The 9,127-nt window shown below is 59.9% G+C and carries 4 protein-coding genes and 1 pseudogene; 4 read left to right on the plus strand and 1 reads right to left on the minus strand.

Annotated features, from left to right (window positions below; genetic code table 11):
- Nucleotide 1: 1 nt before the first annotated feature.
- Genes ABLE92_RS22220 through ABLE92_RS22235 form a run of 4 tightly spaced genes read left to right on the plus strand, consistent with a single transcriptional unit; the run spans nt 2 to nt 8,180 of the window.
- A complete protein-coding gene (locus ABLE92_RS22220; protein ID WP_348806966.1) occupies nt 2–3,343 on the plus strand; it encodes a DUF499 family protein in 3,342 nt (1,113 codons plus the stop codon).
- Between the two features lie 48 nt (nt 3,344–3,391).
- Complete coding sequence (locus ABLE92_RS22225) at nt 3,392–5,152, plus strand: SIR2 family protein (protein ID WP_083229493.1); 1,761 nt, start codon at nt 3,392–3,394, stop codon at nt 5,150–5,152.
- Nucleotides 5,152–5,721: a hypothetical protein gene (locus ABLE92_RS22230; RefSeq protein WP_139115584.1), complete on the plus strand. Its 570-nt coding sequence runs from the start codon at nt 5,152–5,154 to the stop codon at nt 5,719–5,721. Before ABLE92_RS22225 ends, ABLE92_RS22230 begins: the two co-directional genes overlap by 1 nt.
- Nucleotides 5,718–8,180 (plus strand): AAA family ATPase, encoded by a 2,463-nt coding sequence (locus ABLE92_RS22235; RefSeq protein ID WP_348806967.1) that lies wholly within the window; start codon nt 5,718–5,720, stop codon nt 8,178–8,180. The genes ABLE92_RS22230 and ABLE92_RS22235 overlap by 4 nt, the downstream gene beginning before the upstream one ends.
- A 335-nt stretch (nt 8,181–8,515) precedes the next feature.
- Here ABLE92_RS22235 and ABLE92_RS22240 read toward each other — a convergent pair.
- Nucleotides 8,516–9,010 (minus strand): annotated as a pseudogene (locus tag ABLE92_RS22240) (integrase core domain-containing protein); the annotation flags it as partial.
- Between the last annotated feature and the right edge of the window lie 117 nt (nt 9,011–9,127).

The following is a 9,127-nucleotide window of genomic DNA, read 5'->3' on the forward strand; positions in this document are numbered from 1 at the left end:
GATGGCTCTGAGTAACCGCGACCGCGTCGGCAAGATGTTCGAGATCATCGCTCCCGCCCTTGACGACTACATCTCCTCGGTGATCGGCGCAGTAGACGCTGCGGCCGGTGCGAACTGGGTGCAGCTCGTCGCAGCCAAGGACAAGCATGCCGGCAAGGTCTATGACCCCCTCGACCCGCAGGTACAGCTGCGGTTACTCACCGAGTCGGCGATCACGACCAATGTCAAGCCTCGCTGGTATCCGTTCTCCGACACACTCGGTCGTGTTGGTGAAGCGTTCGCGACGGAGCTCAAGAACGCGCGAAACACCTGGGCACACAACGGTTCCTTCACCGATGACGATGCCTACCGCGTTCTCGACACCGCGGAGCGGCTGATGCGTCTGCTTGCCAAGCCCGGTGAAGCCGACCTCATTAAAGGAATTCGTCTCAACCTCCGCCGCGTGACCGCTGACCGTGACGACAAGAGAGCATTGAAGGCAGCGGTCGACAACCCTGAGGCGATCGGGGGTTTGAAACCTTGGCGAGAGGTTCTTCAGCCCCACGATGACGTTGCGACAGGCAACTTCCATGCATCGGAGTTCGCAGCTGATCTGTACAAGGTGGCGACTGGAGGGGAGGTCGACGCGGACTATGCCGACCCTGTCGAGTTTTTCCGGCGTACGTATTTGACCGAGGGCCTCAGCGACCTGATCGGTCGGGCGGTGCGGCGTCTTGCTGGGGACGACAACGTCTCTCCGGTCATCAACCTTCAGACCAACTTTGGTGGCGGCAAGACCCACTCGATGCTGTCGCTGTGGCATATTGCCGCCGGTCTACCGGTGGGTGAGTATCCGCAGGCAACCCAAGAGCTATTGCTCGCCAGCGGCTACCGGGGCGACAAGGTGAATCGGGTCGCGATCGTCGGTAACCACTTCAGTCCGTCGGGTGTGGTCAAGGACGACGGTACCCAGGTCAACACGATCTGGGGTGAGCTTGCGTGGCAGCTCGGCGGTGCTGGGGCGTTTGCTCTCGTCGCGCGGTCTGACGCTGACCGCACACACCCCGGCGAGAAACTCCACGAGTTGCTCAGCACTTATGCTCCCGCTGTCATTCTGATCGACGAGTGGGTGGCCTACGCCCGGTCACTCGTCGGCCGTGACGACCTTGCCGGTGGCACGTTCGACGACCAGTTCACCTTCGCCCAGTCCCTGACCGAGGCGGCCAAGGGCACTTCGGGTGTCCTGCTGGCGATTTCGATTCCCGCCTCCGAAAGCGGCGACAGCGGAGACAAGATTGTCGCCGGAAACGCCGAGGAAGTCGGTGGCGCCCACGGTTTGGAGGCGTTGAAACGACTCCAGAACGTCGTACGTCGCGTGGCAGATCAATGGCGGCCGGCGTCATCCGACGAGGCGTACCACATCGTCAAGCAGCGGCTGTTCAAAGACGCAGACGCCGCCGCGCTCGCGTCCATCGGTGCGACTGCGCGAACCTACGTCGAGATGTACCGCAAATACACCGACGACTTCCCGCGCGAGGCACGCGACACCGCGTATGAAGACCGAATCAAGCGGACCTACCCGATCCACCCGGAAATGTTCGACACCCTCTACGAGGAGTGGTCATCCCTCGAACGCTTCCAGCGCACACGTGGTGTCCTGCGCCTGATGAGCACGGTCATCCACGCCCTCTGGACGGGCGAGGATGCATCGCCACTGATCATGCCCGGCTCGATCCCCCTCGCCACGGCGAACGTGAATGCCGAACTGACACAGTACCTTCAGGACTCCTGGAAGACGATCATCGACGCCGACGTCGACGGACCCAACTCCGAGCCAGGACGCATCGACAAAGAGAAGCCGCTGTTCGGGCAGCGTGCCCTCACGAAGCGACTCGCGCGCACCGTGTTCTTCGGCGCGGCGCCAACCATCGCGCCCGGTTCCACCCACAAGGGCATCGGCACCCAGCGTGTCTTTCTTGGCACTGCGGTACCCGGGGACGTTCCGGGCAACTTCCACGCCGCACTGACGCAGCTCGGTGACCGCGCGACATACTTCTACTCCGGGTCGGGCAAATACTGGTATGACCTGCAGCCCAACATCACCCGTACAGCGAAGGATCAGGCGGAGCGTCTGCACAAGGAGGACGTCTGGGCCGAGATTGTCCGCCGCCTCCAAAGTCAGGGCCGCACTCGCGGCGAGTTTGCTGGCGTCCACGTCTGCCCCGAAAGCAACGCCGACATCCCCGACACCGACGAGGCGCGGCTGGTCATCCTTCACCCAAAGGTGGCGCACAAGGGCAAGACGGATTCTGACGCAAAAGCGTTCGCGCAGAAGGCCACCGAGCAGCGGGGCAGCGCCAACCGGACGAATCGCAACATGGTCGTCTACCTGGCCGCGGATGAGGCGCGCCTCGAAGAACTCGACTCCGCGACCAGGGACTTCCTCGGCTGGACGCACGTCCTCGACAACGAGGCCGACCTCGACCTGACGCAGAACCAGAGGAACCAAGCGGCGCAACGTCGCGATCAGGCCGACCAAACCGTGACCGCGCGGCTGCTACAAACATTCACCTGGGCGCTGGTGCCAACACAGCCAGAATCAAGCTCGCCGTTCTTGATCCGCGAGACCAGAGTCGAGGGCCAGTCGGAGTCACTGGCTGAGCGCGTTTCGCGTCGACTTGGCAACGACGGAGATCTCTCAACACGACAGGCAGCCGCGACGATCCGGCTGGCGATCAACAAGGTTCCGCAGATCTGGAAGGACGGGCACGTCTCGCTGGGTTCCCTCTGGGGGCTCTACGCGCAGTATCCGTACATGCCGCGGCTCCGAGATCGGAAGGTACTCGACGAAGGCATTGTCGACCTGCCGATGATTTGGTCGACCGACGCGTTCGCACTCGCCACCGACTACGACCAAGCCGCTGGCCGCTACATCGGTCTGTGGACGCCCGAGGACAAGGGTGTTGCGCCCGTTGCCACGGATACGTTACTGCTCGTGCGACCCGACATCGCTGAGAAGCAGCGCTCAGCCGAACCTGGCCCCGATACGAAGCCAGGGCCAGGTCCCGTACCGCCGGGCCCCGGACCAACCCCACCTCCCGGCTCAGGCCCGAGGGTCGACATCGTTTGGCCGACACGCTTTTACGGGGTGAAGACACTCAACTCCGACAAGATCGCGATGGAGTTCAAGAACGTAGCCGACGAGGTGCTTGCACATCTCCGTTCGGGGGCGAACACCAACGTGACAGTGCGGATCGAGATAGAAGCGACCGACTCTGACGGCTTCAACGAGAACCGGGTTCGGACCGTTTCCGAGAATGCGAGGACACTCAAGTTCGACCAGTCGGGTTTCGAGGAGAGCTGATTTGAACCGAGATCCCGTAGGTCGATCGAGTACAGAGCGATACACAGAATGACTATTGAACCTGCACGGACAGTGTTGGGAGTCCTAGAAAGGCTTGATTCGGGCTTTGTGGAGTTCGCTGACGCATTCAATGCGGGTCAGTACGTCATGTGGCTTGGTTCGGGTATCTCGCGCGACAGGGTGCCAAATGTCTACGAGCTACTTGGGCGGGTGTTGGAGCATCTTCGTTGCAAGATCGTGGATCACGACCCAGACTGTGAGTACAGGACTGCGCTTCATGAGGTGATTCAGTTCGCCGGGTTGACGACCCAGGAGCTTTCAACACTGGACGTTTCGATTGCGGTCAAGAACTGGCCTCTGCGGGATCGCATCCTCTCGGTACTCGTTAACCACTACGCGGGCGTCCTCGATGTGCCGGTTGGTGACTGCAACCCTGGCGACTATCTGGTCTGGAGCGGCCTGGACGTCCCGACAGTGTATGGTTCACCGGATCTCGAGCCTGATGTGGAGCACTACTGTATCGCTGTCCTCATGTTGGAGGGACTGGTCGAATCGGCCGTCACAGCGAACTGGGATGGGCTACTTGAGAAGGCATTGGAGGAGCTGACGTCTGCGTTTGCGAATCAGGTTCGGGTTGCCGTTAAGCCAGAAGACTTCCGCATTTCCGGGCCTCGTATCGAGATTGTTAAGTTTCATGGTTGTGCGGTGCGTGCCCGGGATAACGAAGCTGAATACCGCAAGCTGCTTGTCGCGCGTGAATCACAGATTTCAGGGTGGACTGTTCAGCCGCAGAATGAGTCGATGAAGAAGCGGCTTGAGTGGTTCTATACGAATCGTTTGACGTTGATGATTGGACTCTCCGCGCAGGACGCGAATCTGCATACAGTATTTGCTCAGGCCATCCAGACGCTTGCTCGGCCATGGCCGGCGTCGCCGCCCGCCGTGGTTCTCAGCGAAGAGAATCTCGCTTCCCACCATCGGAATCTCCTGAAGCTAACGTACGGCGCGAACTACGATGGCAACGCTAGCGCGATCGCGCAGTCTGCTCTCTTGGGTGCTTACGGGAAACCTACTTTGCTGGCTCTGGTGTTGTTGTCGCTTACTGAGAAGCTCAGTTTTCTGATCGGTCGGGGATCGCAGACTGCTGTGGGGACCGCGACTTTGAGTCAGCTACGGGCAGGTCTCGTTTATCTGCGGGACTCCGCAGCTCGCCAAGCACTCCCAAAGGACTACGACAGCCTGGATCCTTCGGCTATCGCAGACCATCAACGACAGTTCATTGGGCGTCTGATCGACGTGGTGAACATGGCGTCCGTCATTTTTCGAACGGGCCGCGCGCCGGCCTCTAGCGACTGTCGATACATGCCACTGTCTGATCGTCCGATAGGTCAGGCGGTCCACAGCGCAGACTTTCCTTCTAGGCAGTTCGGCCGACTCGGGGTAGCCCTCGCGTTGATCGGGCGCGGAGTCAGCTCGGGCCACTGGTCAGCTGTGCCCGGGGCTAGCAAGGCGCCGGACGGTGGAGTGATTCGTCTCGGCTCGACGCATCGGGATGTGCGGGTGTTTTTCGTGAAGGACGCGACAGCGTCAGCGAATCTTGAGTCGGGCGATCTATTCGACGAGAACGAAGGAGATGTGTTAGTCGTCGTCGCAGACGAGGAACTCCCACCACTGACCAGGTCGCCGAGATCGCGGTACGGCCGTGACGGCAAGATCAGCACGGGGCGGTTCAACGTCGCGTCCACCATCGCCGACGCGACGTCCGCCGATGACCTGTACGAGGCTTTTAAGCTGGCGGGAGGCTTCTGATGAGCAGTGTTCAAGAAGTCCTCGCGGTTTTGGCGGATGCTGGCTTTGAACCTCTTCCAAAGCCTCTCACGGTTGTCGGTACAGAGTTCGACTTCGAGGCAGCTGTCAGTGGAACGAAAACCTCACATGATTTGGTTCTGATTGCGACCGACCAAATGCCACGCAAGCGACTGCAACGCCTTGTTGCAGGTTTGGCGAGATCGCTTGATTTGGCAGCGTCGCGGCGACCTGTGAGTCTGGTACTCATCGGCGGGGTTGCGGCCACTGACCGGGTGGAGTTGGAGCGCCATGCGCGTTTGCTTCCCATTCTGTCCGCCGCGCCCAGTATCGCCGAAATCGAACAAGCTGTTTCGGTGCTCCTGCCGCTCAAACTTCCGAACGCTGACCGCCCCAACGAAAGCAACCCGATCGACGAAGTGATGACGGCTCTTGGTTCGCAGGATGCGACATCGGATCACCGGGCGCTTATCGAGGCCGCGTCTGGCGGACCTGACGCAGTGCGAGAAGCGCTTCGCCGGTATTTGAACGAAGGAACAGGTTGGACCGACAAGGCTGGAGCTGACAGATGAGTGATGTCCCTATCCGCCGACTGATTGTCTCCGACTTTCGCCGAATCGAAGGCACACGCGAGCTGCCATTCGACGCTCCCGTTGTCCTCATTCACGGTTCAAATGGCGCTGGCAAGACGAGTGTCCTTTCAGCGCTTGAGCTCGCACTGACTGGCCGCATTCGGAGCATGGAGCGACAGTCTGACCGCTACCGGTCGCACCTGCCGTTCTTTGGGCGGCCGTACGCCACAGTTCGAGCAGAGGTCGCCGAATATGTCAGGGCGGGAGGATCTGATGCTCCGTTGACTGTGAACGGTGCTCGTCTCGAAGGCGACCCCGCGTTCAACGACACCGCAGCAAAATTCTACGCCGAACGCTGCTACTTGGACCAGACATCGCTAGGTCGGCTCCTCGACATATATCAGTCTCGAGAGGGTGGAGAACAGACAGCACTCGAGGAATTTGTGAACGAGCTTCTAGGCCTTGAGAAACTGGATGCCCTTCGTGATGGGCTAAGCGATGCAAAGGATTTCAGACTAGTTAAGAAGCTTGCAGCGGGTGTCGACGAGGCCGACCGCGAAGCGAAGGCAACTGCGAATCAGCTCAAGGAGCAGAGCGCTCTGCTTACCAAGATCCGGGCGGAGGTCGGCGATGCGCGGAGCGCGGCGCGGGACGCTATCGCTGGACTCCACCCAGGCGCGACTGACGGCATCGCGGACGAAGATCTTCTGACGCTAATCGAAGCGACGCTCAGCAACGACTCCACCGTTGCTGAGTTTACGGACATCCAGGCAGTTCAACAGGAGCTCATTGCTTTAGGCGGTCGCATCTCAGCACTTGTCGAGCGCCCAACCGCACAACGGATTCAAATAACGCGAGCTGAACTGGAGGCGGCGACTGCAGCAAGGGAGGAGTGGGAAGCAACCGAAGGTTCTAGAGTCCGGGCGTGGGAAGCTGCAGCCGAGGATGTCGGCATCGATCTGAGTGGGCCACTTGGTGCTGCTGTCGAACGGGCTAAGAGTCTGGTCCTCCGACAGCTAAAGAACGCCGAGAATATCCGTGCGCAAGTCGAATCGGTCAGTACGCGGCTGGAGACAGACACACTTGAGTTGGAGGGCCTTCAGACCCGACTTGGGAATGCTCAAGAGCACAGCAGTGCACTCGTAGAGAGCTTGGCAGCACTCCGCACTGTCATCGAGGACAGCGGGACCAGCAGCTGTCCAGTCTGCGACCGCGACTTTGATGAAAGTGGCAACGGCAGTCTGCTTAGGCACGTCGACACGAAACTGGCTGAGCTCGCCACACATGGTCAGCAACTGGTCGAGCTACGGAACCAACGCGATGAACTCGCCGAGCGGTTGTCGCGGACGAAAGTCGATCGCGCTCAGCTCTCTGCGCAGCTGCCGCCTGCTGACTGGCAGCAGGCCACTGTGCGGCGTCACGAGGCAATAGCCGAGCTTGCTAGCGAGGTTGGCGAGATCGAAACCGCGAAGTCGTATGGATCGAACCTCGCGAATCGAGTGCGCGAACACCAGCAATCTCTAGAGAATCTTGAGTCTGCTTCATCAGAACTACGTCACGTAAGCAACGAACTACTAAGGTGCGCAGCACTTCTCGGAGCCAACTTGCCGACGGCGATTCACGTTCTCGATCCACTACAGATTGAGGGAATGTGGGCTGAGATCCTGGAACAAGCCAACGCGCGCCTGTCTCGACTCGCGGACTACGCCGATCAATGCCGCCATGCACGCAACGAAGCGTCTCGCCTCAGAGACACTCTCAAGCGCGAATCAATTGCGGTCCAAGGTCTCGCCGACATCGCGGAACACAAGGAACAATGGGACGACCGTTTCGCTGAAGCGAAGCGTCGGCAAGGGGTGGCTAGGGAAGTCCGCGAAGCCGCGACGCAGGCACGTGCAAGTATCGTTCACCGTGTTTTCACCGAGTCTCTCAACGACGTCTGGAAAGCTGTATTCACAAGGCTTGCTCCGAACGAAGGATTCATCCCCCGCTTCGGTCTCCCGAGCGTCACCAAGAAGTCCTTCGATATCGAGTTAGAAACCACTCACCGCAATGGTCAGACCGGCGGTCCTCCGCAGATGATGCTATCAGCGGGAAACCTAAATACCGCAGCACTTTCCCTGTTCCTTGCGCTGCACCTCGCAGTCGAACCCGTTGTGCCATGTGTCGTTTTCGACGACCCTGTGCAGGCCATGGACGAGGTGCACGTCGCACAGTTCGCTGCCCTCATCCGCCTCCTTTCGAAACAGAACCACCGGCAAGTGATCATCGCCGTCCACGAGCGGGAATTGTTTGACTACCTGACACTCGAACTCAGCCCTGCATATGAGGGTGACGAGCTACTTACTATCGAACTCGGCGAGCTGGCGGCGAACGACGATGACCGCAGCGTCACCCGTTACCGGTGGGAGCCTGATCTCGCAATCGGTCTCGATGCTGCTAGTAGCCGTACTGGGTAGATGAAACAGACTCGATCTGAATACAATTTTGTTCACGCCGAGGGGGTAGGGCGGACGAGACTCGCGTATCGGTAGCGGCTGCGCAGGACTTACCTACATTGCCCGCGCAGGCGGGTACGCTTCAAAACTGTCAAAGTAGCGCGGCGAATCTTGTTATTCTTCGCCGCATCTCGACATCTGTGTCGCGGTTCGTTCGTTCTTGTCAACTTGATTGATCTGGACCCAGATGGCGGTTCGGTTCAGACCCGGGTGACGGTTTTGATGGAGCCCGGCGACACCCTTGTTAGGGTCGCCTTACCTTTGTTAGCATTCCGTACATGGAAAAGCTCGCTACGTCACCGCCCGACCCGACCGCGGCCGCTGTGGCGAATCGGTTGCACGCCGCGAGTAAAAGACAGGTCGTTCGCAGCATCCCGTCGGCGATGGTCCAGATGGTGGCATCCAAGCTTCGAGACGGGACCAGGGATTTCACGCAGACCGAATCGGGTAAGCAGTTTGTGGCAGACAAACTGGTGGCACTGGAGCCCTCGAAAGCAGCTCTGATTTATCTGCTGTGCCGGACGATAGGCGCGAAGCGAGTCGTAGAAGCGGGTACTGATCCCTCCCGGCGTTTCCGGAGAGCTCATGTTGTGAGTGCTTCCTCCGGTTTGAGGGTGCGCATGCGATCGTAGGTGGAGTTGCTCTGCCCGGTCGGGGGTGAGGTCGTGGCAGTAGCTGTGTGGCCGTTCTCGGTTGTAGAACGCCACCCATTCGGCGGTGCCCAGCGACAGCTCGGTAGCTCCATGGAACAGGGGCTGGTTGTCGACCAGTTCGTTCTTGTAGTCCGAGTGGCGTGTCCCCCGTGAGCCGGTCCGGGTTGTTTTAGAGTCCTGATTGCCCTGATGAGGGCGGAGAAGGGACGATGAAGAACATGGCAGGACGCAAGCGTCACTCGGCGGAGGACATCG

The organism is Gordonia oleivorans (genome assembly GCF_040044975.1).
Classification (GTDB): Bacteria; Actinomycetota; Actinomycetes; order Mycobacteriales; family Mycobacteriaceae; genus Gordonia; species Gordonia oleivorans.